This window comes from Arenicella xantha (assembly GCF_003315245.1).
GTDB lineage: Bacteria > Pseudomonadota > Gammaproteobacteria > Arenicellales > Arenicellaceae > Arenicella > Arenicella xantha.
Genome location: NZ_QNRT01000002.1, coordinates 1,030,906 through 1,055,092 on the forward strand (window position 1 = coordinate 1,030,906; position 24,187 = coordinate 1,055,092).

General features: G+C 48.0%; 21 protein-coding genes. 1 reads left to right on the top strand and 20 read right to left on the bottom strand.

All coding sequences use genetic code 11. The features are described 5' to 3' along the window. Positions 1-2: 2 nt before the first annotated feature. The 3 genes from folP to DFR28_RS10305 all read right to left on the bottom strand — a co-directional run bounded on the left by folP (position 3) and on the right by DFR28_RS10305 (position 3,527). Positions 3-839: a dihydropteroate synthase gene (gene folP, locus DFR28_RS10295; RefSeq protein WP_211316953.1), complete on the bottom strand. Its 837-nt coding sequence runs from the start codon at positions 837-839 to the stop codon at positions 3-5. Positions 840-889: 50 nt separating this feature from the next. Next, a complete protein-coding gene (ftsH, locus tag DFR28_RS10300; RefSeq protein WP_281268372.1) occupies positions 890-2,788 on the bottom strand; it encodes an ATP-dependent zinc metalloprotease FtsH in 1,899 nt (632 codons plus the stop codon). A gap of 115 nt (positions 2,789-2,903) precedes the next feature. Further along, positions 2,904-3,527 carry an RlmE family RNA methyltransferase gene (locus DFR28_RS10305; RefSeq protein ID WP_113954230.1) on the bottom strand — a complete coding sequence of 208 codons (624 nt, stop codon included), beginning with the start codon at positions 3,525-3,527 and terminating at the stop codon, positions 2,904-2,906. A 117-nt stretch (positions 3,528-3,644) separates the two neighbouring features. On the opposite strand from DFR28_RS10305, the gene yhbY reads away from it, so the two are divergent. Continuing rightward, positions 3,645-3,941: a ribosome assembly RNA-binding protein YhbY gene (gene yhbY, locus DFR28_RS10310; protein ID WP_113954231.1), complete on the top strand. Its 297-nt coding sequence runs from the start codon at positions 3,645-3,647 to the stop codon at positions 3,939-3,941. A gap of 351 nt (positions 3,942-4,292) precedes the next feature. Here the strand turns inward: yhbY and greA are convergent, their stop codons facing one another. The 17 genes from greA to DFR28_RS10395 all read right to left on the bottom strand — a co-directional run bounded on the left by greA (position 4,293) and on the right by DFR28_RS10395 (position 24,187). Continuing rightward, on the bottom strand, positions 4,293-4,772 hold the full coding sequence (gene greA / locus DFR28_RS10315; protein WP_113954232.1) for a transcription elongation factor GreA: 480 nt from the start codon (positions 4,770-4,772) through the stop codon (positions 4,293-4,295). A 12-nt stretch (positions 4,773-4,784) separates the two neighbouring features. Next, positions 4,785-8,012: a carbamoyl-phosphate synthase large subunit gene (carB, locus tag DFR28_RS10320; protein WP_113954233.1), complete on the bottom strand. Its 3,228-nt coding sequence runs from the start codon at positions 8,010-8,012 to the stop codon at positions 4,785-4,787. A 2-nt stretch (positions 8,013-8,014) separates the two neighbouring features. Then, complete coding sequence (gene carA / locus DFR28_RS10325) at positions 8,015-9,163, bottom strand: glutamine-hydrolyzing carbamoyl-phosphate synthase small subunit (protein ID WP_113954234.1); 1,149 nt, start codon at positions 9,161-9,163, stop codon at positions 8,015-8,017. Between the two features lie 202 nt (positions 9,164-9,365). Beyond that, a complete protein-coding gene (gene dapB / locus DFR28_RS10330; protein WP_113954235.1) occupies positions 9,366-10,169 on the bottom strand; it encodes a 4-hydroxy-tetrahydrodipicolinate reductase in 804 nt (267 codons plus the stop codon). A 45-nt stretch (positions 10,170-10,214) separates the two neighbouring features. After that, entirely contained in the window at positions 10,215-11,552 is a 1,338-nt protein-coding gene (locus tag DFR28_RS10335) for a hypothetical protein (protein WP_113954236.1), read from the bottom strand. A 137-nt stretch (positions 11,553-11,689) separates the two neighbouring features. Continuing rightward, positions 11,690-12,841, bottom strand: coding sequence for a tetratricopeptide repeat protein (locus DFR28_RS10340; protein WP_113954237.1), 1,152 nt, complete (start codon positions 12,839-12,841; stop codon positions 11,690-11,692). A 47-nt stretch (positions 12,842-12,888) separates the two neighbouring features. Further along, positions 12,889-13,215 (bottom strand): LapA family protein, encoded by a 327-nt coding sequence (locus DFR28_RS10345; protein WP_113954238.1) that lies wholly within the window; start codon positions 13,213-13,215, stop codon positions 12,889-12,891. A 161-nt stretch (positions 13,216-13,376) separates the two neighbouring features. Then, positions 13,377-13,682, bottom strand: a complete 306-nt coding sequence (locus DFR28_RS10350; protein ID WP_281268373.1) for an integration host factor subunit beta — start codon at positions 13,680-13,682, stop codon at positions 13,377-13,379. A 216-nt stretch (positions 13,683-13,898) separates the two neighbouring features. Then, positions 13,899-15,569 carry a 30S ribosomal protein S1 gene (gene rpsA, locus DFR28_RS10355; protein ID WP_113954239.1) on the bottom strand — a complete coding sequence of 557 codons (1,671 nt, stop codon included), beginning with the start codon at positions 15,567-15,569 and terminating at the stop codon, positions 13,899-13,901. A gap of 76 nt (positions 15,570-15,645) precedes the next feature. Beyond that, on the bottom strand, positions 15,646-16,326 hold the full coding sequence (gene cmk, locus DFR28_RS10360) for a (d)CMP kinase (protein ID WP_113954240.1): 681 nt from the start codon (positions 16,324-16,326) through the stop codon (positions 15,646-15,648). Beyond that, positions 16,319-17,644 carry a 3-phosphoshikimate 1-carboxyvinyltransferase gene (gene aroA, locus DFR28_RS10365; RefSeq protein WP_245941749.1) on the bottom strand — a complete coding sequence of 442 codons (1,326 nt, stop codon included), beginning with the start codon at positions 17,642-17,644 and terminating at the stop codon, positions 16,319-16,321. The genes cmk and aroA overlap by 8 nt, the downstream gene beginning before the upstream one ends. Before the next feature lie 56 nt (positions 17,645-17,700). Beyond that, complete coding sequence (locus DFR28_RS10370; protein ID WP_113954242.1) at positions 17,701-18,597, bottom strand: prephenate dehydrogenase; 897 nt, start codon at positions 18,595-18,597, stop codon at positions 17,701-17,703. A gap of 7 nt (positions 18,598-18,604) precedes the next feature. Then, entirely contained in the window at positions 18,605-19,726 is a 1,122-nt protein-coding gene (gene pheA / locus DFR28_RS10375) for a prephenate dehydratase (protein ID WP_113954243.1), read from the bottom strand. Between the two features lie 16 nt (positions 19,727-19,742). Continuing rightward, positions 19,743-20,912, bottom strand: a complete 1,170-nt coding sequence (locus tag DFR28_RS10380; protein ID WP_113954244.1) for a phosphoglycerate dehydrogenase — start codon at positions 20,910-20,912, stop codon at positions 19,743-19,745. A 95-nt stretch (positions 20,913-21,007) separates the two neighbouring features. After that, the gene (serC, locus tag DFR28_RS10385) at positions 21,008-22,090 is read right to left on the bottom strand and encodes a 3-phosphoserine/phosphohydroxythreonine transaminase (RefSeq protein ID WP_113954245.1); all 1,083 of its coding nucleotides are present in this window, start codon (positions 22,088-22,090) and stop codon (positions 21,008-21,010) included. Between the two features lie 423 nt (positions 22,091-22,513). Then, positions 22,514-23,638, bottom strand: coding sequence for a M35 family metallo-endopeptidase (locus DFR28_RS10390; protein ID WP_147250993.1), 1,125 nt, complete (start codon positions 23,636-23,638; stop codon positions 22,514-22,516). A gap of 42 nt (positions 23,639-23,680) precedes the next feature. Further along, positions 23,681-24,187, bottom strand: coding sequence for a hypothetical protein (locus tag DFR28_RS10395; RefSeq protein WP_147250994.1), 507 nt, complete (start codon positions 24,185-24,187; stop codon positions 23,681-23,683).

Here is a 24,187-nt window from a genome sequence, read left to right on the forward strand (position 1 = left end):
ATCTATTGGTTATCGTTTCGTTCAGCCTGATACAGCACGGCCGCAACGCAATGTAGCGCATCATAAGTGGCACGCACATCATGAACTCGCAGTATTCTAGCGCCATTTAAAGCCGCCTGCACGGCTAAACCGAGGCTCGCCGGAAGACGTTCTGAGACCTCACGCTGCAATAAGTTATCTATCATTGATTTACGCGACACCCCAATCAACCACTCAGAATGCGACTCAGCCTTCAGCCGTGGAATGGCACTGAGCAACGTTAAGTTATGCGTCAGCGTTTTGCCGAACCCGATACCCGGATCCAACACAATATCATTCGGCGCAATGCCCGCCACCACGCACTCAGTGCGGCGCTCCAATAAAAACTCGAGTACATCAGCCACCACGTTAGCGTACTGAGGCGACTGCTGCATTGTCGATGGCAAGCCCTGCTTATGCATCAAGCAAACCGGCACGCCTGCCTCTACTGCCGCAGCAACCGCGCCTTCAGCCTGCAAAGCATTAATATCGTTAATCATCGTTGCACCGGCAGCTACCGATGCAGTCATTACTGTGCTTTTATAAGTGTCAATCGAGATAGGAATGTTTGATTCAGCCCGAATACCTTCGATGACTGGAATAACTCTAGCCAATTCCGTCGGTAGGTCAACTGGCGCCGCACCAGGGCGTGTCGATTCGCCACCAACATCGAGAATGTCGGCGCCTTGCTCAATTAGATCTAGTCCATGTTCGATGGCCGACTGCGTAGAAAAGTAGCTCCCACCATCAGAAAATGAGTCAGGAGTGACATTAACAACGCCCATTATTGCGGCACGCTTGCCCCGCAACAATGAGCGCATTCTGTCCTTCGCCTCGGTTGACCGCGGCATAAACGAACCCTTAATGTGAATTAGGTTTCGTTTGCCGGATTGTCCATTTGCGGCTCAATCGACGGCTTACCTTCACCATCATCACCAGAACCTTTGTTATTTTTTGGCGTTGGCAAATCAGCAGGTGGAGTCGGTTGCTTGCCTTCCATAATCTCCGCAATCTGACTGGCATCAAGCGTTTCTAGCTCCATCAAACTCTTAGCCATTACCTCGACTTTGTCTCGATTATCTTCAAGAATTTTTTTGGCGCGCTCATATTGCTCACTCAAAATACGCTTCACTTCATCATCGATTAGATTGATAGTTTGATTACTCATTCTGACCGAACGACGACCGTCTGGATGGTCTTGCTCATACACGCGAGTTCCGAGTGCATCACTCATTCCCCATCGCGCAACCATATTGTGAGCCATTTCAGTCGCGCCCTCAAAGTCACTCGACGCGCCAGTAGTCATTTGATTCATAAACAACTCTTCAGCAATTCGCCCACCTAAAGCTACGGCAATTCGCGCTAACAAGAACTCTCGGTCATAACCATAGCGATCTTCTTCGGGCAAATAGAACGTCAAACCTAGTGCACGTCCACGCGGAATGATCGTTACCTTATGTACTGGATCATAAATATCTTTGAGCACGGCCCCAACAATGGCATGACCTGATTCGTGGTACGAGGTATTCAAACGCTCTTTCTCAGGCATCACGATCGAACGACGCTCAGCCCCCATCATGACTTTGTCTTTAGCAAATTCAAAATCTTCCATTTCAACCAATTTCTTCGCCCCACGAGCAGCAAACAACGCGGCTTCGTTCACTAGATTGGCGATATCCGCACCAGAAAACCCTGGTGTACCACGCGCAATAACCGCCGGGTCAACGGTTTTACCGATTGGCACTTTACGCATATGTACTTTTAAGATTTGTTCGCGACCACGAATATCAGGTAACGGCACCACAACTTGACGGTCAAATCGACCAGGGCGCAATAACGCTGGGTCTAATACGTCAGGACGGTTAGTCGCGGCAATAACAATAATTCCTTCACCACCTTCAAAACCATCCATCTCGACCAGTAATTGGTTGAGAGTTTGCTCGCGTTCATCGTTACCACCACCGATACCGGCACCACGATGACGGCCAACTGCGTCAATTTCGTCAATAAATATAATACAAGGCGCGCTCTTCTTAGCTTGCTCAAACATGTCGCGTACACGCGATGCACCAACGCCCACAAACATTTCGACAAAATCAGAACCCGAAATGGAGAAAAAGGGAACCTTGGCTTCGCCAGCAATGGCTTTAGCAAGCAGCGTTTTACCGGTACCTGGACTACCCGTTAGTAAAATACCACTGGGCATCCGCCCACCAAGCTTTTGGAAACGCGACGGGTCGCGTAGAAATTCAACAATTTCTTGAACTTCCTCTTTGGATTCCTCCACACCGGCAACGTCATCAAAGGTGACCCGGTTATTTTCTTGATTTAACAGCCGCGCTTTACTTTTGCCAAAGCTCATCGCGCCCTTGCCTGCGCCACCTTGCATTTGTCGCATCAAATAGATCCAGACACCGATAAACAATATGAACGGCAAAATACTGACCAAAAAGCTGGTTAATTTAGAGCTTTTCTCCGGCTGAATAACCTTAAATTTGATATTACGATCTATTAGCGTGTCCACCAGTTTTTCGTCCAAGCGCGAAATAACCGCCCAGACAGGCTTACCAGCGCTATCTTCGCCATAGATCTTTAATTCAGACTCGTCTAGTACAACGTTATCGACGCCACCATTGGTGATTAACGCCATAAATTCTGAATAAGACTTTTCCGCGCTCTGCACCGATGTCGGCGACTTACTCTCCGCGATCCAGGTGGCCGCAACCAGCAGGATAAGACCGACGATGACTATATTGGTGATTCTGTTCACTTCGATGCACCTAAAATGGAGGTTTCTTTCAAATTATGCCTAGTTTACCAGTCTGCCGTCACGGATTGTGAGGCAATGTATACAACTGTTTCTAAACTAGGATGCTAAAACTACGTTAGGCGATACGATTTTTCGCCAAAAAATAAAATTCTCTACTTTTAGGTCGTGAAGCCGTCGGTTTCCTGACGACACCACTGCGATAACGACTCTTAATCTCGCGTCGAAAGTAATGCGCCGCACTACCTTCGAACAACTTGACCAGCAGATGACTATTGCGTTTTAGTCGCTGTTCACAAAAGTAAAGCACCGAATCCAACAGGCTTTCATACTGCGCCTCGTCAACACTCCGTACCCCTGTTATGTTGGGGGCCATATCCGAAATTACAAGATCAATTTTACGCCCATCCAATAGTTCATCGATCTGCGCCAACACGGCTTCGTCTTGAAAATCGCCTTGAATAAATGTCACATTATCAATGGGGTCCATCGGCAACAGATCAATCGCAATCAGCGTTATTTTATTGGCGAATTTACGTGCTAAGTATTGCGACCAACCACCCGGAGCCGAACCGAGGTCAATAACCACCATTCCCGGCTTTACCAGACTGTCTTGGTCATCAATCTCTTTGAACTTATAGACGGCTCGTGATCGGTACCCCTGGCTAGTCGCTTTCTTAACATACGGGTCATTAATGTGCTGCCGCGCCCATTCCCCAGTTTTATTGCCTTTTCGTGCCATTTCAGATGTATTTTTTAAAAGTTTAGGTAGAATCTCGCCTCTGTGTCGCGGCACTATGCATTATTGCAAGCTCGCGGCCAACCCCTGTAATCATCGCATCAAATGCAGACTTGATAAATGACTCTAACTGGAAAACAAAAAAACTATTTACGTGGCATCGCCCACAACCTTAACCCCGTCGTTATGATTGGCGGTAAAGGCCTAACCGAAGCCGTTATGAAGGAAATAGAACTTGCATTGGACCAACATGAGCTAATCAAGATTAAGCTACCCAGCAATGAAAAGGCTGAGAAGGTCGCGATACTAGCGCAAATAACCTCAAAGTCAAAAAGCGAACCAGTACAATTAATTGGCCGAGTAGGTGTTGTTTACCGGCCGAACAAAGAACCTAAGCTGGCATTGCCAAGTATCTAGTCTTCCCCAACGCACTCATAGGATGACCGTCAGGGTCGACGCTAATGGGTCAGCAGCTCTCAACATTGATTTAGTAAAGGCTCTAGCCTTGAAGCTTAATGACCTTGCAGCTGGTCAAACACCGGATAAAATGCTTGGTGCATTGATAGGCGGTTGCATCCAAACAACACCATCAATTAGCAATTAACTCCCGGTTTTAGCGCGGATCGGCACTCCTTAGCCGACGCTGATAACACTCCTTAGCCGACGCTGATAAACAGTGCGGCAATGAAGAACCGCTCGATGCGAACAATAGCTAGGTAATGAATAATCCGCTACCTAGCTATGTACTCAATGAAGTCAAATCAGCGATCAGACTTCGTAAGCAACGCTCATTACTTCATACGCCTTTTCACCACTTGGCGCTTCAAAGGTAAACTCATCACCTTCGTACTTGCCAATTAACGCTCGACCAATCGGTGAACTCAAAGAAATGCGCCCCTTGTCGATATCAGCCTCTAGATCACCAACAACTTGGTAACTTACTTCTTTATCGGCATCGATATCGTACAGCTTAACCAATGCACCAAACACCACCTTACCCTTGGCATTTAGCTTAGTTGGGTCAATTATCTCGGCAACACCTAAGCTGCCTTCTAATTCTTTAATACGACCTTCAATAAAACCTTGCTGTTCTTTAGCTGCATCGTATTCCGCGTTTTCGGAAAGATCACCATGCGAGCGCGCTTCCGCGATCGCCTCTATGACTTTAGGGCGCTCAACACTTTTGAGGTTCTTTAATTCCGCTTGCAGCGCTTCGGCGCCCTTTTTAGTTAGTAAAACTCGGTCCATTTTAATGTCTGCTTATCTCTGTTTTATTAGTTTATGTAGGTCTTGCAACTTACTCACACTCATCTCTTGGTGTGCTTTATGCGCAGCGACCATAGCTCGAGCCGAGGAAATATTAGTGAAATACGTTACCTTATGCATCAGCGCCTCGCGCCGAATGGTATAGGAATCTTTAACCGTATCGTTGCTCGATGTCGTATTAATGACTAAGTTGGCATGACCATCGATGATCATATCCACGATATGTGGACGACCCTCCTTAACCTTATTGATCACTTTGGTAGTGATTCCAGCGTCACGGAATACTTGTGCCGTTCCGCGAGTTGCTACAATATCAAAACCCGACTGAGAGAGATAGCTTGCTAACTCAGTTGCAATCTTTTTGTCTGAATTCCGCACGCTAAACAACACCGTACCACTCACCGGAATGTTTGCACCAGTGCCCTGCTGAGCCTTATCGTAAGCCTCACCAAAACTACGCCCGATACCCATGACTTCGCCGGTGGATTTCATTTCAGGGCCCAACAAGGTATCCACACCAGGGAACTTCACAAACGGGAACACCGCTTCTTTCACGGAGAAATATTCAGGAATGATTTCGTCATGAATTCCCTGCTCATCTAGACTAATGCCAGCCATACACAGCGCCGCCACTTTTGCCAACGGCCTAGAGGTTGCCTTTGAGACAAAGGGTACCGTACGCGATGCCCGTGGGTTGACTTCCAGCACGAAAATATCTTGGCCTTTAATCGCAAACTGAACATTCATCAAACCAACCACATTCAGCGCTAACGCCATTTGCTTGGTTTGTTCACGCAACTCAGCCTTGATGTCCTCACTCAAACTAAACGGAGGCAAGGAACAGGCCGAATCACCCGAGTGCACGCCAGCTTGCTCAATATGCTCCATAATGCCGCCGATCACCACGCGTTTGCCATCACAAATAGCATCGACGTCGACTTCAATTGCATCATTCAAAAAACGATCGAGTAATACTGGTGATTCATTGGATACTTGAATCGCGGACAACATGTAATTTTGCAATGCGGCACGGTCATGAACAATCTCCATGGCACGACCACCGAGCACATAAGACGGTCTGACGACCAACGGATAGCCGACTTCTTTAGCCATTTCTAGCGCATCTTCTTCGCTCGACGCAATGCGGTTTGGTGGCTGCTTCAAATTGAGCTGGTTTAGCAACGCTTGAAATTGCTCGCGGTCTTCAGCACCGTGAATCGCGGTTGGCGAAGTACCAATAATCTTGGTGCCTTGCGCTTCCAATGGTCGCGCCAATTTAAGTGGAGTCTGACCACCGTATTGCACAATAACGCCACCCGGATTCTCTTTATGCACAATCTCCAGCACGTCTTCCAAGGTCAACGGCTCAAAATACAGCCGGTCTGAGGTGTCGTAATCTGTCGACACTGTCTCAGGGTTACAGTTCACCATAATGGTTTGAAAGCCATTCTCACGCAGCGCCATAGAGGCATGTACACAACAGTAATCGAATTCAATACCTTGACCAATTCGATTCGGACCGCCGCCTAGCACCATTATTTTACGCGCATCGACTGGCTCCGCTTCGCAGTGCTGTTCATAGGTTGAATACATGTACGCAGTCGCAGTAGCGAATTCAGCAGCACAGGAGTCGACCCGCTTGTAGACTGGGCGAATATTGAGTGCATGACGCTTCTCGCGAAACGCATCTTCTGAGCATGACAATAATTCACTCAACCGCACATCCGAAAAGCCCTGACGTTTCCAAGCAAAAACGGTGTCGGCATCAAGGTTAGCAAGCTGATGACTAGCGATTTGCTGCTCAGTTTTCATTAAGTCTTCAACTTCAGCCAAAAACCAAGGCTCAATACCGGTCGCTTCGTGCACATCAGCAACTGACAGACCTTCGCGGAATGCATCACCGATATACCAAAGCCGCTCAGCTTTAGGCACACGCAGCGCCTGACTCAAGCGCGTAGCTCGCATATCGCCAGTTAAATCACCGAGTTGTGGCTCAAAGCCGTGGCTACCGATCTCCAGACTCCGCATTGCCTTTTGTAAAGACTCTTGGAAAGTCCGGCCAATAGCCATCGCCTCGCCTACCGATTTCATCTGAGTTGTCAGAGTATCGTCAGCTTGCGGAAATTTCACAAAATCGAAACGTGGAATTTTAGTCACCACGTAATCGATACTCGGCTCAAATGAAGCCGGTGTTAAGCCACCGGTAATCTCATTGCGTAACTCATCGAGCGTGTAGCCAATCGCCAACTTAGCAGCCACTTTAGCAATCGGAAAGCCAGTTGCTTTAGAGGCAAGCGCAGATGACCGAGATACACGTGGGTTCATCTCGATGATGATCATTCGACCAGTCGCCGGATCGACGGCAAATTGCACGTTCGAGCCACCAGTGTCCACGCCAATTTCGCGTAACACAGCGAGGCTCGCGTCACGCATAATTTGATACTCTTTATCGGTCAGAGTCTGCGCTGGGGCAACGGTAATCGAATCACCAGTGTGTACCCCCATTGCGTCAAAATTCTCGATCGAACAGATGATGATGCAGTTGTCCTCGCGGTCACGCACCACCTCCATTTCATACTCTTTCCAGCCGAAAATACACTCTTCGATCAACAACTCTTTGGTCGGAGAAGCGTCTAAACCACGTTGGCAGATTTCGACAAACTCAGTTTTATTGTAAGCAATTCCGCCGCCCGTGCCGCCCATCGTAAAGGAAGGACGAATAATCACCGGAAGACCCAGACCCTCCAGTATTTCAAAGGCCTCATCCATGCTATGAGCAATATCACCACGAACTGTCTCGAGGCCAATTTTGTTCATCGCTTTCTTAAACTTTTCGCGATCTTCGGCCTTATCGATGGCTTCTTTGGTAGCGCCGATCATCTCGACATTGTGCTTTGCCAAAACGCCTTCACGCTCTAAGTCCAGCGCGCAGTTCAGTGCGGTCTGGCCACCCATGGTTGGCAGCAACACATCGGGCTTTTCAGCCTCAATGATCTTCTCCACTGCTTGCCAGCTTATCGGCTCAATGTAGGTAGCATCGGCAAAACCAGGGTCGGTCATAATGGTTGCCGGATTAGAGTTAACCAAGACAACTCGATACCCTTCCTCTTTGAGCGCCTTGCAGGCTTGTACACCCGAATAATCGAATTCACAGGCTTGTCCGATAATAATCGGGCCTGCACCAATAATCAGTACTGTTTGAATATCACTGCGCTTTGGCATGACTATTTCTCCCCGCGAACGCTGGTCGCACTGGTTTGCATCATTTGTATAAATCGTTCGAATAGTGGTGCTACATCACGTGGCCCAGGACTTGCTTCTGGATGCCCCTGAAATGAAAACGCTGGTACGTCAACACGCTCAATACCCTGAATCGTGTTATCGAACAGCGAGCGATGAGTCACTCTTAAGTTATCTGGCATAGTTGCTTCATCAACAGCAAAACCATGGTTCTGACTGGTAATCATCACTTTCTTAGTGTCTAAATCTTGTACCGGATGGTTAGCCCCGTGATGACCAAACTTCATTTTTTCGGTAGCGGCGCCTGATGCCAAGGCTAAAATTTGATGCCCGAGACAGATTCCAAAAATCGGCTTGCCGGCGGCGATGATTTCTTGCACCGCTTTGATTGCGTAGTCACAGGGCTCGGGATCACCGGGGCCGTTGGATAAAAACACACCATCTGGATTCATCGCTAACACGTCTTGCGCGCTAGTCTGTGCAGGCACTACCTGAACATCACAACCAAGATCAACCAGAATGCGCAAAATATTGCGTTTTACGCCAAAATCATAAGCAACGACCTTGTAAGTTCCGTCGGTCTTATCCGAGTAGCCATCCGCCAGCGACCAGACCGATTGCTGCCATGAGTAAGGCACAGCGGTTGTTACTTGTTTCGCCAAGTCCATTCCTTTCAAACCAGGGAAGGCTTGCGCCGCAGCAACTGCTTGCGCGGAATCAATGTTATCACCGGTGACAATGCAGCCGTTTTGCGCTCCTTTTTCGCGCAGTATGCGAGTCAGGTGTCGTGTGTCGATATCCGCAATTGCGACAACCGAATTTTCAATTAGGTAGTCATCTAGATTCTGCGTGTTACGCCAATTGTTAGCAAGGCGGGGCAGGTCGCGAATAATCAAACCCGCGGCGCACACTGAATTGGATTCAACGTCTTCGGCATTGGTGCCGGTGTTACCTATATGCGGATAGGTTAAGGTGACCAATTGTTTCGAGTACGAAGGATCAGTCAAAATTTCTTGATATCCAGTCATCGCCGTATTGAAAACAACTTCTCCAACGCTTTCACCTGTCGCGCCAATCGACTGACCCCAAAAAAGGGTGCCATCTGCTAATGCCAGTAATGCGGTATGTTTCACTTTGATGCCCTGTCAGATAGAGTTTTTTGAGAAACTCAAAATTTGCTTAAAAAAAGGGAGAAGCCTTATAAGAGGCTTCTCCCTTTTTGGGTAATTTGTTCGGCTTGTTCTGGTGGCCTTATCATCGCGCGGTATTTTAGCCGAAGCACTCAATGACATGCAATCCGAAACGACCGTAAATTCGAATTAAGTTTGACTAATCTCAACGTAAACCTAATACATCTTGCATATCGTAGAGTCCAGCCGGCTGATTACCCAGCCAACTCGCCGCTCGAACGGCACCTTTAGCAAAGGTCATTCGCGAAGACGCCTTGTGCGTTAATTCAACACGCTCGCCGTCACTCGCGAACAAAACGGTATGATCCCCTACCACATCGCCGGCTCTGACCGTGGCAAAACCGATAGTTTCCCGCGCCCGAGGTTCAGCGATCCCTTCTCGCCCATATACCGCGCAAGTCGTTAGATCTCGCCCTAATGAATCGGCAATCACTTCGCCGAGACGCATAGCCGTGCCCGAAGGAGAGTCAACTTTATGGCGGTGATGCGTCTCGATAATCTCAATATCTGAATCATCGCCCAATACCTCAGACATCTGCTTAACCAGATGAAAGCATAGATTCATGCCAACACTCATATTGGCTGCCAACACGATGGGCGTAGTGTCACCGGCACTAGCAATTTGAGCCTTCTGCTGCTCGTCAAACCCAGTAGTACCAATAACCATGCTCTTAGCATTCTCTTGGCAATAGCGCACATTTGATAAACAGGGGGCAACCAAGGAAAAATCAATCAAGACGTCAAACTTAGCCTCGGCCAACGTCGCAACCAATGGAATTCCGAGCGTGCCCACTCCCGCTAACTCGCCACAATCAACCCCGAGCATTGAACTGTCGGGATGATGTATCGCTCCGGTCAACCGTAGGCCTGAATTAGCACTTTCATTGACAGCTTGAATAAGCGTGCGCCCCATTCTGCCGGCAGCGCCAGCAATCGCAACATCTAACAAATGGTTTCTCCTGGTTAGGCGCAGTCTATTTACGCGCTGATATTACTAACGAAATACGTCTTTGATTTTACCAAAAACCCCTTCTTCGTTACTGGCATCTGAAAAATCTTCAAGTTGTACTTCATCCGCACGCCGTAAAATACCACGCTGATGACAGGCATTGATCAAACCAAATACCACATGGCGACTGTAACCTGATTTTTGCATCAAGCTATAGGCACTCTCACCACTGACAAACAACAATGTGCACAACTTCAAAAGCACATTATCCAATTCGAGCAATTCGAATTGCGGCCAGCGCTCTAAAATATACTCAGTGGCTTCATCAAGCCCTTCCGCCAAGGCCTTATTCTTGGTCGCCAACGTTGAAGCCCAAAGCAATCGATCGATCGGATACGCATTGAGCCCATCAGTCGGATGCCAATCACCTTTTAATGGGATTTTAGTGATTTCATTATCCACTAACGCCTTTGACCACTTGGCAGGTTCTTTTGTGCTGTAGACCATATCGCGACTAGGCTTAATAAACAGCAAGCTCTCTCGCCCCGAGAATATCTCCAGATCATATTTCCAAAATTCATCGCCTTCATTGACCGGCGTGCCCGCCATCAACCGCTCAGAAATAGCTTTCTCATCACCATCATCGGCAGTGTCAGGCTCTTCGGCCTCGCTGACAATTAGGTTAGTCACCGTATTGTCTTCGAGCTCAGACTCACTCATTTCCCAAGCGTCTAAGGTGTTGGTTTCAATTACCAGAACGCTGTTTGTGGAGGCACTTTCGTCGTCAGTTACCAAAACCACTTGCTTTGGTATCTCTGGCTCTACGATATCTTGCCCGTCCTTGAAGCCCTGAACGTCATCCACGACTTTCATGTACTCACTGTTTGTGAAACTATGATAGTCGATACTCATATTGTCGAGCTCGTAGTCATAGTCTGCCGCTTCAGAAAAGCTTGCGTCATTGACTTCGGTAACGTCGCTCTCGCTCTTCTCGTCCATCTCAGCGATAACAAACTGCATTTCGTCAGGTAAAACACGATTCTCTTCGCCGTCTTCGACCTCAGCCACAGCATCGAACTCAAGGCGGGTTAACTCAGTTTTAAAGTCGCTCCATTGAACCGGTCGCGACAGATACCCTACGCCACTTTCAGCGACATTATTCCCGACTTTAATTTTAGGTAATTCTGACAACCCTTGGTCATCACCAGACGGCTCATACACGGCGTCCACGATAGCAATATCCGGCGCGGTGTCGTCTCCATCCTTGAGGATAACGACTTGGTATGCCAGTTCATTCTTGGCTAAGTTCAGAAACGATTTAAATAGGATCTGTTCTTTTTTTTCAATACCTTTAAATACAAGGTGTTTAATCTGGGTAGTCACAAACTATTTCTCACTCTAGTCTAGATATTTTCGACTCACGATGTGCTTGAACACGGGCGAATTCCGGTCGATTGCACCAGCGGTCGTTGCTCCAACACACACTCAATATGCTCGAGGCCACTGTCTCATTATTACCCTCAATGAAAACTCTCCCATCGCCCGCAGTTTGGACAAAACCAATACATGGCCTTTGTATCGAAACCGCACCCAACACAAGTATACTCAATCTTGCGACTTTTTGCTCGGGTCAGCAACTCAATCAATAGTCCATCTCGGCGCTCGGTCGAAACTTCATGACGTTTAATTGCCTGCAATAGGTACGCGCTAACCGGCCCGCTGAGGCCTCCAGCTTGAACACGCGCAAAAATTAGCTCTAGTGCAGCGGGTTCACCAAGCGTCTGACTCAGCGCCGAATGCCACTGCATAAATGCCAGATTATCACGCGGCACATTTGAATCTTCCTTAAGATACGACGCTAGTGCTTCATCATCGCCCAGTTCTTGATAGGCCGAAATAATTTTCCCAACAACCAGGTGCGCGAGCTGCGCGTGCTCAGCCCTCATTCGTGCCCAATAATGCAGTGCCTTGCGGTAATCCGACTGCACAAAGTTTAGCTCGCCAAGCAAGTAGTCAACACGCCCGATGGCAGCACGTTCAGCACGAGCCGAGCGCAACCAACCGCCAGCATCTTCGTAATCGCCTCGCTTTAACGCCACCTCAGCTAACTCACAATAATAATGGGCAATTTGTTTTGCATAGGCAGGTCGGTCTTTCTTGCGATGTTTACGCAAAGCATCAATCGCTTTAGCCCATTCCTTCTCTTGCTGATACACCGAAACTAGCCCAGCTAACGCGAGCGATCGATAATCATCCGACTCTAGTAGTTCGGAAAATAGATTCTCAGCCCGATCCAACCAGCCGACTCGGTAATAGTCCTGAGCAAGCTCATGCACAGCCTGCATGCGTTGATTCTCGGTAAGATTGGTACGGGCGATCAAGTTTTGATGAATCCGAGTCGCACGGTCAACCTGCCCCGTCCGCCGAAACAAACCACCGAGCGCTAAATGCAGCTCTACGGTTTCATCATCGACATCGAGAGCCCTGATAAAAACATCAATTGCTTTATCTGGCTCTTCGTTAAGAAGATAATTTAGGCCTTTGAAGTATTCAGCATTTACCTTTACGTCACGCGACGCGCCAGACCGTCGGGCATACCAACTTGCCGCTAGACCGCCCAACAAAAAGGCCAACGCTATCGCCGGCCACGCCCAACTCCATTGACTTAACAAAATACTCTCAAAAATTTCAGACTTAACGACAATTAAGCCATCTCATATTACGACTCGCCAGGCAGCGTCGCCCCTTTGAGCTCTGACTCCGAAAGTGGCAAAGTACGCAAACTTTCTACCTCTTTCTCGACTTTTGCGAGTTGTCGCTTAGTTTTACCGACCGCAACCTTATTGCGGAATACCGAAATACTCATTAGTAAGGCACCGAGCAATAAACCAAAAACAAATGGAATAATTAGCACCAAAGAGAGAGCAACATTCGCCTCTCCAAAGTAATAGTACTTGAGTGTAATCGAACCCGGATTCTGCAAATTAAGCGTCAATGCAAACACAACAAAGAGCAAAAAAAGGACAAAGAATAAAATTTTTTTCATAGCGTAATATGTTTCGTCAAACTCTAGTGGTGGATTTAGCTATCAGTGTTACACGGCAATGCTTTTGTGGGAAAATTTTTGTAGAAAGTCGTTGTAGAAAGTCGTTGTAGAAAGTCGTTGTAGGAGCAACACTTTGTCAATATCCGACTCTCTGCAATTCGCTAAGAATTTACCGAGTCAACACGCTCTTTCAACTCTTTGCCTGGCTTGAAATGCGGTGAAAACTTATCTTCCACTGACACTGACTCACCAGTTTTTGGATTACGTCCAACACGCGCAGGACGGTAGTGCAGTGAAAAACTGCCAAACCCTCGAATCTCTATTCTGTCGCCTTCCTCAAACGCATTACCCATACGTTCAAGTACAGCTTTTACCGCCAGCTCAACATCTCGATGCGCCAGATGCGGCTGTTTTTCTACCAGCGTCTCAATGAGTTCAGACCTGGTTATCGTCGGTGTTTTAATCATACCCGTTTACCCTTGATTAATTTTCAACCGATAAAGTATAGGGACTTGCTTAGTTCCACGCAACCAATCAAACGCAAATAAAAGCTCTAAGTGACTGATATTGCTTAATTTATCATTAAGTCGCTAAGGCAACTGCAGTACAATTGTCAGCCATAAAAAAAGCCGCAACCCTTCTCGCGAAAGGTTGCGGCTTTAGTAACGCTTACTCAGTCAGTATTACTTATTCAACTTTTCTTTAAGTTTTTCAGCTAATAGACTGTTGCCAGAATCTTCGCTACCACGAGCATATTCTTGAATCGCTTCACTTTCGTGTTGTGCTTCAAGTGCCTTAATAGACAAAGAGATTCGGCGAGTTTTACGGTCAATTGACGTTACCTTAGACTCAACAGTGTCGCCAACGCTGAACAATGCAGAAGCATCTTCAACGTGGTCACGCGAGATCTCTCCAGCACGCAAATAACCTTCAACGCCATCAACTAGCTCAATCGTAATACCACGCGCATCAGCTTCTTTCACAGTACCGTTCACTACGGCGCCTTTGCTGTTGGTTGCAACGAAATCACTGAATGGGTCACCAGAAACTTGCTTAACGCCCAATGAAATACGCTCACGATCGGAATCTACCGCTAGAACAACCGCTTCCAGCTCGTCACCTTTAGAGAAGTTGCGAATTACGTCTTCGCCTTCTTCGTTCCAAGACAAGTCACTCAAGTGAATCAAGCCATCGATGTTGCCTTCTAGACCAATGAACACACCGAAATCAGTGATTGATTTGATCTTACCAACAACTTTATCGCCTTTCTTGTGAGTAGCAGCAAAGCTATCCCAAGGGTTAGCGCGACATTGCTTCATGCCTAGTGAAATACGACGACGGTCGGCATCAATCTCAAGTACAACAACTTCAACTTCGTCGTTAACTTGACATACTTTGCTCGGATGAATGTTCTTGTTAGTCCAATCCATTTCAGATACGTGAACTAGACCTTCAACTCCGTCTTCCAACTCAACAAACGCACCGTAATCAGTAATGTTAGTAACTTTACCGTAGTGACGAGAGTCAACTGTGAAGCGACGTGACAAGTCTTTCCATGGATCATCACCCATTTGTTTGATGCCTAGAGATACACGTGCTTTCTCCTTATCAAACTTCAGTACGCGAGCTTCGATATCTTGGCCAACTTCAAGGATTTCAGAAGGATGCTTAACACGCTTCCAAGCCATATCAGTAATGTGCAACAAGCCGTCGATACCACCCAAGTTGATGAAAGCACCGTAATCAGTAAGGTTCTTAACGATACCCTTAACGATTTGGCCTTCTTCAATTGTTTTAAGTAGCTCTTCGCGCTCAGCACCCAACTCGTTCTCAACCACAGCGCGGCGAGAAACAACAACGTTGTTACGTGCTTTATCGATCTTAATAACCTTCAACTCTAGGTCGCGGTTTTCAAGATACGCAGAATCTTTTACAGGACGCACATCGACCAACGAACCCGGTAGGAAGGCACGGACATTTTGTAGAGACACGGTGAAACCGCCTTTTACTTTGCCAGTGATTTGACCTACAACGATATCTTCGTTTTCATGTGCTTTTTCTAGCTCAGCCCAAACACGTACGCGACGCGCTTTATCGTGCGACAATTTAGTCCGGCCGTAACCGTCTTCAACGCTTTCGATAGCAACTTCAACTAAGTCACCAACAAGTACATTGTACTCGCCTTCAACTTTAGCGAACTGGGATAGTGGGATTTCGGCTTCTGATTTCAAGCCAGCAGTTACGGTGACATAATCACCATCTACGGAAACAACTTCTGCTTTGATCACCTCACCGACGGTCATGACGGTGTCTTTTAGGCTCTCTTCAAACATCTCAGCGAACGATTCGCTCATATTTTCTTACCTTCGAATCCAACCACCATTACAGCAGCTATCATCTTATCAAGCGTTGCACCGGTCCGAACGGCGATCAGCGTTTATTTACATAATCCATTATGCTTGCAACGACTTCGTCTATTGAAAGATCTGAAGTATCAAGAACATACGCATTGTCAGCTGGTTTCAGCGGAGATTCAGCGCGGCTTGAGTCACGGACGTCACGAGCTTGGATCGACTCTAACAGGCGCGCGAGGTTAACATCGAAGCCTTTTGATTTCAACTGATCAAACCGCCTTTGTGCCCTTATTTGCGCGCTGGCCGTCAAAAACACTTTAAATTCGGCGTCAGGAAACACTACTGTGCCCATATCGCGGCCATCCGCAACTAAACCTGGGGCTTTTCGACACCGTCGCTGCATCGCCAACAATGACGCCCTTACTGGCGCTAACGGAGCAATTTGACTGGCAATTTCGCCGGTTTCTTCGGTTCTGAGCTCAGCGGTCACAAACTGGCCGTTAATCTCGATTTTTGCCACATCATTCTCTTGCACATGACAAGTCAGCTCCATGCTATCGGCCAAAGCGACTAAGCCAGCCACATCATCCACCGACACATTATGATCTTGCGCTAACCAAGCTAAGCCTCGGTAAATCGCGCCACTATCAAGATAATGCCAACCAAATTGGCTGGCGCATATTTGACCGATAGTCCCTTTACCTGAGCCACTCGGTCCATCCAAGGCAAGCACCGGCGCTGAGCGATTGCTAGTCATCGATTGACAATCCCGCCGCATTGGCCAATTCAACAAAATTCGGAAACGAGGTAGCAACGGTTTCAGCACCATTGATCAGTACGCCATTTTCCGACACAGCGCCAGCTATTGCGAACGACATCGCTATACGATGATCATGATAGCTTTCTACCGTGCCACCGGCGATTTTGCCGCCAGTAATTAACATACCGTCACGACGCTCTTCAACATCAACACCAATGGCTCGCATGCCCTCAACCATTGCCGAGATGCGATCTGACTCTTTATGGCGCAGTTCCTCCGCTCCTGAAACGGTGGTTTGCCCCTCTGCGCAAGCAGCGGCAATACAAATAACTGGAAATTCATCAATCGCCAGCGGCACTAGCTCAGGATCGATCTCGCAGCCTTTAAGACCAACGTAGCTAACTTGAATGTCGGCCACCGGCTCGCCACCGACCGCACGCGGGTTAATCAATTTAATATCCGCGCCCATCGCCTTCAATATATCGATGATTCCGGTACGCGTAGGGTTCACACACACATGCTCCAGCAACAACCTCGAGCCAGGCACAATTGACGCCGCAACCATAAAAAAGGCCGCAGACGATATATCGGCTGGTATATCAATGTCAGTGGCCGTTAATTTTCCACCGCCTTTAACCCGAATAGTGGTTACGGTGTCGCTCACTTTTTCGCTTTGGCATTGGTAGCCGTAGGCTTTTAGCATTCGCTCGGTGTGATCACGCGTTGGCGCCGGCTCGGTTACCGAAGTTTCGCCATCGGCATACAGGCCCGCCAACAATACTGCCGACTTGATCTGCGCACTGGCCATCGGCAACTTGTAAGTAATTGGCTCAAGCTTCTCGACCCCACGTATATGAATCGGCGGGCAGCCATTGTCGTCAGTTGCGCAGCGCGCACCCATTGATGTTAGCGGCACAGTCACTCGTCGCATCGGACGCTTGGTTAAGGACTCATCGCCAATCAATTTGGATGCGAAACGTTGCGCGGCTAAGATACCAGCCATCAACCGCATTGCGGTACCGGAGTTCCCCATATCCAAATCCGACTCAGGTGCTTGCAGGCCATTCATACCTACGCCATGCACCGTCAGCGCACCATTGTCTGGCCCCTCAGCGGTCACACCCATTGCGCGAAACGCGGCCAACGTTGCCATAACGTCCTCACCTTCTAGAAGACCCGTTACATGACTGGTTCCTTCGGCTAATGACGAGAACATAACCGCGCGATGCGACATCGACTTATCGCCAGGCACTCGCAACGAACCCAGTAAACTGTGGTTTGCCGCACGTGACGTTAGCGTTGCTTTAGCAGTCATAAAAATGATTCCTCTTCTCAAAGGCATGATTGTCATGCCATCAAAATCTCTAGTGTCTATTCTTTAGTGTCGCGCGCGAGAGCCAAAGCTTCTGCCCGCTTCAGCAAACCAGCATCTCTGGCTTGCTTGGCTGATCCAAAATATTCCAATATAGCGGCTTGATCGGCACTCGCAACGTTATCGCGAATTGCCTCAATCTGTGCGCTAAAACCATCCAATGCCTTTAACACTTCGGCACGATTGGTAATACAAATGTCACGCCACATTTCCGCATTACTCGACGCAATACGAGTAAAATCATAAAAGCCCGCAGCAGCTAAATCGAATAGTCGCTCACGATCACTCTGATGACTCAAAAAATTAACTAAGCTAAATGCAATAACATGCGGCAAGTGACTCGTTTTAGCGAAAACGGCATCATGCTCCTGTAGACTCATGGCCAATACCATCGCGCCTACTTTTTCCCACATCTGAGTGACCTTCGCCACCGCAGCCTGCGAAACTTCATCCGTTTCGGTAATGATTACATGCTTGTTTTTGAAAAGCCCGAGTTTCGATGCCTCGACCCCAGAATTCTCACCACCTGCAATCGGGTGCGCTAACACGAACTGCGCCAACATTGACGGAACTTGCAGCTTAATGGCCTGATATAAATCAGTTTTAACGCTGCCCACGTCGGTCACGATCGCCTGCTTAGGGAGTCGACCTTCCATCTGCTTTAGTATTGATCCCATCGCTTGCATTGGGGTTGCTAACACAATTAGATCAGCAGCAACAATCGCCTCGTGCAGTGGCAACACCGCATCAACGATACCCTGCGACAAAGCCGTTTTCGCGGTCTCATCAGAGCGACAAACTCCGACAACACGCTGCGCCAACGACAAAGCCTTTAGGTCGCGCGCCAATGACCCGCCCAATAGGCCGGTTCCAATAATCGTTACCTGATTAAACATTGTATCGTTATAAAACGCCGACGGGGTAAGAGCCAATCAACTTGAAGTAGGCAGACTTAGCTTGCAACTCATCTAAGGCATTCTGCACATTCGAGTCATCGATATGACCGATTAAGTCGATAAAGAACACGTACTCCCAATTAGTTTGTCGACTAGGTCTAGATTCAATTCGACTCATATCAACGCCAGCATCATACAGCGGCTTCAACAACTCAAACAAGCTGCCCACTTTATTCGGCGCGGAGACCATAATGGTGGTCTTATCTTCACCGCTAGCCGCATAGCTATTGGTGCCGATAATCAAAAATCGTGTTGTATTATTGCGCTCATCTTCGATGCCAGACGCTAAAATATTGATCCGATACAATCGCCCCGCGATGTCACTCGCGATGGCCGCGACCGAGTCATCTTTTGACGCAATAATGGCCGCCTCAGCATTACTACTCGCGGTTAATACTTCAGCATTCGGAAGATAGCGCTCTAACCATTGCCGACATTGCGCTAACGCCTGCGGATGAGCATACACCTTCTTAACATTAGTCAATCCATCGGCATTACTTAACAACTGGTGGCTAATCGGCAACTGCACTTCACCACACACTTTCAAGTTAGACGACGAAAAACAGTCCAAGGTATGGGTAATAACGCCTTCGGTTGAATTCTCTACCGGCACAACTCCGAAATGCGCTTTGCGTTGTTCGACGACCCGAAACACATCCGAAATCGTCTTCACATCCAAATTACGCACCGCTTGACCAAAATGCTTAACCACCGCGGCTTGGGTATAGGTACCGGCGGGGCCTAAATAAGCTACCGTCATAGGCATCTCTGCGGCCAACGAGGTCGACATGATTTCACGCATCAAGCGCACCATCTCGTCGTCAGAGACTAACCCCTTAAGCTCTTCACGTAATGCCGCGTTGCGCTCGCGAACTCGCCGCAATACCTGAGCTTCGCGCTCAGGACGATAAAACGAAGCGTCGGCGTCACTCGCCGTTTTAGCTTTCGCAATATCAGCAGCCACCAATACGCGCTGCTGAATTAAACGGAGTATTTTTTGATCACAAGCATCAATCTTGGATCGAAGCTCGAGTAACTCCTCGGAATCTATTTGCGTCTTGTCGCCCATTAAGTAGGTCGCCCGCCTAAGGCTGGATCACGCGCGCAATCATCACGCCGTTAAGTTGCTTAATAGTCTCGATTACCGAACTTGGTATCGAGCTGTCTACATCAACAATAGTGTAAGCAACATCGCCACGTGATTGGTTAATCATGTCGTTAATATTAAGGTTGGCATCGGCTAAAATCGTGGAAATCTGCCCGACCATATTCGGCACATTGGCATTACATACTACCAAGCGGTAGTCGGTATTGCGCGACATCGACACATTGGGAAAATTCACTGAATTAACTATGTTACCGGTTTCAAGATACTCGCGCACTTGGTCAGCAACCATAACCGCACAATTATCTTCGGCTTCTCCAGTTGACGCGCCCAGATGTGGCAAACCAAGAACCGCAGGTGTTTGCTTAGTGCGGTTATTCGGAAAATCGGTGACGTAACAGGCTAATTTACCTGCATCAATGGCATCACAAACCGCCTCGTCATTAATAATGCCGCCGCGCGCTAAATTGATTACAGTCGCCGTGGGCTTCATTTGAGAGACGTTATCAGCGTTGATCAAATCTCTGGTGGCATCAATCAACGGTACATGTACCGTTAGGAAGTCCACTTTCGACAACATTTCTTCGACGCTACCGGCACGGCCGATTCGAGCTGAAAGCTGCCATGCGCCATCGACCGTTAAACCTGGGTCGAAACCAATAACATTCATACCCAAATCCACACAGGTATTCGCCACCATCCGGCCAATCGCGCCTAGACCTACCACACCAATGGTGCGACCAGGCAGTTCGAAACCGGCGTACTTCTTTTTACCCGCTTCAACCAATTTTGATAACTCAGCATCGTCGCCACTCAAGCCTTCGGTGTATTTAATGGCTTCGCTGATATTACGTGCCGCAATAAACAAAGAAGCTACCACCAGCTCTTTAACTGCATTGGCATTCGCGCCCGGCGCATTAAACACCGGAATACCCGCCGCGCTCATTTTGTCGAGGGGAATATTATTCACGCCGGCACCAGCACGACCAACCGCCTTTAACGACGCCGGAATCTCCATATCGTGCATTTTGAATGATCGCAAAATAATCGCGTCAGGAGTGGCTTCGGAATCTGTGACCGAATAGTCGCTAGCCGGCAACCGGTCAAGACCAACCTGTGAAATATTATTTAGAGTAAGAATTTTGTACATTACGTTTGCCTGCTTATAAAGCTGATCGCCGAAATCAATGTTCGGCGATTATATGTTTGGTTATTAGTTCGTTGCGTCTAATGATAACGAGGTGACTAGCGATGCTTGGCTTTAAATTGATCCATAAAATCAAGCAAGGAATCAATGCCGGCCATTGGCATAGCGTTGTAGATACTGGCGCGCATACCACCGACAGAGCGATGGCCCTTAAGTGCATGCAGACCAGCATCATGCGACCCAGCCAAGAACTCGGCATCTAGATCACTATTCGCCAAAATAAAGGGAACATTCATCCACGAACGACTGTCGACAGCCACTGGGTTGGTGTAAAAACCATCGGACCCATCAATATAGCTGTACAGCTTCTCGGCTTTCGCACGATTAACTTCAGCCACCGCCTCAACGCCACCATTTGATTTAAGCCAAGCAAACACTTTACCCGCCAAATACCAAGCAAAAGTCGGCGGCGTATTGTTCATGCTATCGCTTTCAGCCATAACCTGATAATCCATCAAACGCGGAGCATCATCAGGAAAGTGTCCGATTAAGTCGTCTCTAACAATGACAATCGTTAAGCCAGCTGGGCCAATATTTTTCTGTGCGCCGGCATAAATGATGCCATATTTGGCCACGTCGATCGGGCGCGACAGTATGGTGGAAGACAGATCGGCACAGATCGGCACATTCACGTCAGGCAGCCAATCAAATTCGACACCAGCAATCGTTTCATTCGGAGTGATATGCAAATACGCCGAGTCATCACTCAGCGCCCAAGACGACTCTGCTGGCACATGCTTATAACCTTCTTCAGAGGTATCACACACCACATTCACGTCAATAAAGCGCTTAGCGTCGGCAATCGCCTTTTTACTCCAATGACCGGTATGCGCATAATCAGCCGAACCACCTAAGTGCTTCAAATTCAAAGGAATTGCGGAGAATTGCGAGGTTGCTCCGCCCTGCAAAAACAATACTTTGTAGTTGTCAGGAATGTGCATTAGGTCGCGAAGGTCTTGCTCAGCCTGTGCCGCTGCTTGCATAAACGGCGCACCGCGATGCGAAACTTCCATCACTGACGCACCGGTACCGTTCCACTCCAACATCTCAGATTGCACTTGCTCAAGCACGGCGAGAGGTAGCGCGGCTGGACCCGCACTGAAATTAAAAATACGACTCATTATAAGTCTCCAAGAAAGTTTAAAATCTTGTCTTGCGATCAGTCACAATAAACCAATATTGAGCTTCATTCGCTGAGCCCCGCATAGCTTCTAGTTACTAGTAACTAGTTTTTATACTTACGAGCCGTTATTAGCTTGAGACAGAATTGAAGCACTGTCCAGAGGCTGTTTAGGTAGGGTATTTTACACAAGGCTGAGCCAAATCCATATGACTAGTTTGGTAATTCACGATATTTTGTTGATCAATGAGCAACACGACTCTTCGAGCACGCCGCAAGTGGCCAAGTTTTAGCGATTAAGCTGAAACAGCTAAGCCTAAATAACATAGACAAGTACGACGAATGAGCGGCTCCAGTCGAGCCGCACAATAAGGTCAGCAAACTATCCATTGGGCCACCGAGCAAAGCTCAGCAGCCACCAGGCTTAGTCATCAAACAGCAGAAGCTGAAGAATTTGAATTATAAATGGTTTGGGTTCTGGTTCCGGTTCTGGCTCGGTTGACATATCTAAACTCGGCGTGTTTTCCGCAAAATATTCATGACTGTCGGCATTGGTGATCGCATCATTCGGATTACTGTTCGCGAGACTGCGGGCGCCAGATTGCCCATAAACCACATCATCCGTACCAGCGACAATGGTAAAATGACTTACCTCGTGAATGATGGTGCCAGCTTTAGAGTCGGTACCAGTCTGCGGAACTTGCCAAAATACTGAACCCAAATAGATTTTGTATGGGTCATTTATATAAACATATGCAAAAAATGGACTGGTATCGTCACAAATAAAGGTGATCTGACGGGTACTCAAGGCTGAGTAGATACGATCAAAATTACGCTGCACTCGGTCCCAACGGCTTTCACTGTAAGCACCAAACCACTCACGGTATCGACGCGCATCACCACGTACAGACACTGGGTTATTGCGCAAATCTTCACTGGCAGTACGCGCCAAACGCTCGGCTGAGCCTAATGCCGCATCAATTTGGCTTGGTCGATCACCAAAACAACCAGAGAACGCGGGAGTTTGCTTGAACCGAATTGCTCTATCACTGGTGAGCACGATCGTTACTTGAGGTGCCTTCTGGCTGCCTGAGGTGACAGCGCCGCCTTTCACCGACACCAAATAATCACCTTTATAACTAAGCGAATAGCCTGTAGACAGGTCAACGGTAGCGGACACGCTAGCGCCAGGGTAAACAGTTACATAATCAGCATCCGTGGGCGGATAACGTTTGTAGTGACGCCCTGAATACGGCACCACACTGCCTTCATGCACAATCCGAAGAAAATCTTCGTCGACCCGGCCGGCGAGCGCGGTCTCCCAAGTAAGCAACTTAATCGCTTCAGACGTAACATTGCGGTACGTCACCTTGACCATTACCGCATCATCTTTGCCGTATTTAGCCTGCACAGTTTGCAGCGAAACCTCGATACCTGCTGGCAGTGAAGCGGCCGCGGACATTGAGACAACGCCGCACAATAATAACGACAGACAAACAACTTGAGTCGCAGTGCGAGTGCGGACAATCACCCGAAATAGATTTAACACTAGAAGCTCCTTATTCGCGCCGCTCAATACAGCGCGACACCGTTAATCACAGACTGGAAACGCATCACCGGCGTCAAATTTGACAGGCACAAGCTCTAGATCGTGCGATGAATTATTTTGCAGTATATTTTTGTTTAGTATATCAACAACATAGTGCTGATTGCGACAAAACGCGTAAGCGCGAGTAATATCAAGCCGATTTTCAATGCTTTGCTGGTGAGCCAAGGTCAAATAGTCGCTATCAGTAGGCGCCATGCGCTTCACCATCATGCCAATATAAGGTGAGCGCGCATTATCTGACCCAGCTTGAGTGACGCTTAAAAAGTCGCCAGTTACCGCCGAGTCAAACGGTGTATTCCATGGTAAGAAGGTAATTGATTGCCCGGCTTGATTCACCAACTCCGAAACAATAATAACCTGACCACTGGCAAGTGCCGGTTGGTCGACACGCATGGTTAATAATAGCCCCGCTTCTGTCTTAGAATGACAAGCCATGAGCACTAACAGCGTCCAGCTTAAAACCAGCCATTGAAACCCTCGCTTTAACAT